At 63.0% G+C, this 1909-nt stretch carries 1 protein-coding gene; it reads left to right on the top strand.

Annotated elements, in window-relative coordinates; genetic code table 11:
- Positions 1 to 90 precede the first annotated feature (90 nt).
- Positions 91 to 1641 carry a DDE-type integrase/transposase/recombinase gene (locus tag PQR02_RS40275; RefSeq protein ID WP_408243362.1) on the top strand — a complete coding sequence of 517 codons (1551 nt, stop codon included), beginning with the start codon at positions 91 to 93 and terminating at the stop codon, positions 1639 to 1641.
- The last annotated feature ends 268 nt before the right edge of the window (positions 1642 to 1909 follow it).

The raw sequence follows: 1909 nt of genomic DNA, 5'->3' as shown, positions 1-1909 counted from the left end.
CCGGCGCATTGACTCAGGTTATTTGTTACCGAGCCGGGGTCGTTGCCTCATGTAATTTGCTACCTGTCAGACGGCTGGCAGGAGCGACTTATGACGAGGCGACTCAGCATGACGACGCGACGGGAACTGATTGAGGCAGTCGGAGAGCGATACCGGCGTGCCAACCGGGATGGCAAACGCCAGATCCAGGACGAGTTTTTAAAACTGACGGGCTATCACCGCAAGCACGCAATCCGTGTGCTGTGCCGTGAAGTCCGGCGACCGAAGGCGAAGCCTGGTCCACAGCGGCGCTACAACGATGAGGTTCGTGCAGCGCTGATCACGCTGTGGGAGGCCGCGGACCGGATCTGCGGCAAGCGGCTGAAGGCGGTGATTCCGACGCTGGTCGAGTCGATGACCCGGTATGGTCATCTGTCGCTGACCGACGACCTGCGTGAGAGGCTCGCCGGCATCAGCGCGGCCACGATTGACCGGTTGCTCAGGGATGTGCGTGAACAGGCCTTCGGAGGACAACGCAGGCGCGCGGGAGGCGTAGGGAATGCGATTCGCCGCGCAGTCCCGGTCCGGACGTTTGCCGACTGGAACGATCCGCTGCCAGGTTACATGGAGATCGATTTCGTCGAGCATTGCGGTGGCATCAAGATCGACGGCGACTTCGTGCACAGCCTGGTGATGACCGACATTGCGACCGGCTGGACCGAATGTCTGGCGATGCCGTTCCGCAACCATGCGTTCGTCATTGAGCACATCGAGCGCGTCCGTAGCGCACTGCCATTTCCCCTGCGCGGCCTCGACAGCGATAACGACACCGCCTTCATGAACGAAGTCGTCTTCGACTTCTGCAAGAATACGGGTATCGAACTGACCCGCTCGCGTCCCTACAAGAAGAACGATCAGGCGTGGGTCGAACAGAAGAACGGTTCGATCGTGCGGCGACTCGTGGGATACGGCAAGCTGCGGGGAATGGAAGACACGGAAACGCTGGCGTCGCTGTATCGCGTCTCGCGGCTGTACATCAACTATTTCCAGCCCTCGTTCAAGCTGAAGTCGAAGACCCGCCACGGGGCGCGGGTCACGAAGCACTATGAGGCGCCCCTGACGCCGCTCGAGCGAGTCCTGCGTGCGGCCTCGGTGCCGGAGGCAACCAAACAGCAGTTGCGTGAACAGTTTCGCTCGCTTGATCCGGTGGAGCTTTTACGCCGCATGCGCGAGGCCCAGCGGCGGGTGGCTGAATGCCCGGCTACGGGCAGCGCTGCGACCGGCGCCCGACCCAACGACGAGGTACCGATGGCGGACTTCCTGGCAAGCCTGGGCACAGCCTGGCAGGCCGGCGAGGTGCGCCCGACCCATCACAGGAAGGCCGGGGTTCCGCATGACTGGCGCACGCGCCCGGATCCGTTCGAGCACACCTGGCCCAGGATACAGCAGTGGCTGGAAACGGAGCCCGGCATCACCGCGAAACAGTTGCAGAACCGCCTGACCGGGATGGCACCGATGATGTACTCGAGCGCCCAGCTTCGCACCCTGCAGCGGCGTGTGAAAGCGTGGCGATCGAATCGTGCCAGGGAACTGGTAACCCGGATCCTCGGCGAGCCCAGCGCAGTGGAAGCTGGCGCCGCTACGCAGGGCCAGCAATACTGAACACCGGATACGTTGCTGGATTGCGTGAGCCCGAGTGAATCCGGGCCGGCGCTGGCGGCGCCGGGGAATAAAGGCCAGGGGAGAAACCCGGGTGATGACGAGCCGGAGTTATCCACCGCCGGCCGGCGTCGTGGTCGTAACAGGCGACCCCGCCGACCGGCCGTGGATAACTCCTGGACATCAGTTCTTGGAGTCCCCCACAAAACGGGTACCGGTCCAGTCCATGGCAGAACAACCTGGAGACGACGATTACGCCCGGAGTAACATA

Source organism: Paraburkholderia sediminicola (assembly GCF_046026895.1).
In the GTDB taxonomy this organism is placed as follows: domain Bacteria; phylum Pseudomonadota; class Gammaproteobacteria; order Burkholderiales; family Burkholderiaceae; genus Paraburkholderia; species Paraburkholderia sediminicola_C.
This window is presented reverse-complemented; position numbering and strand designations above follow the sequence as displayed.

What these genes read in the sequence shown, in the direction of transcription:
- PQR02_RS40275 (WP_408243362.1), top strand. Translation starts at nt 91, where the DNA reads ATGACGAGGCGACTCAGCATGACGACGCGACGGGAACTGATTGAGGCA.